Here is a 208-nt window from a genome sequence, read left to right as displayed (position 1 = left end):
GCCAGCAAGCGGCCCTGAGCCCCAACGCCCCGGCGCTGGTGTTCGAAGGCCGGCGCCTGACCTATGCCGAGCTCGACCAACGGGCGCAAAGCGTCGCCCGCGCCCTGCGCGCCGCCGGCGTCGGCACCGACAGCATCGTGCCGGTGTGCATGGAGCGTTCGGTGGACATGGTGGTGGCCTTGCTCGGCATCGTCCATGCCGGCGCCGC

The 208-nt window shown here is 73.1% G+C and carries 1 protein-coding gene; it reads left to right on the top strand.

Annotated elements, in window-relative coordinates:
* Positions 1 to 208 (top strand): AMP-binding protein (locus OC610_RS29485; RefSeq protein WP_264433425.1); only part of this gene is annotated, 208 nt, incomplete at both ends.

It is taken from the genome of Pseudomonas agronomica, assembly GCF_025917275.1.
Taxonomy (GTDB): Bacteria; Pseudomonadota; Gammaproteobacteria; order Pseudomonadales; family Pseudomonadaceae; genus Aquipseudomonas; species Aquipseudomonas agronomica.
The sequence above is the reverse complement of the archived record's forward strand: the minus strand, read 5'-3'. Positions and strand labels throughout refer to the sequence as shown.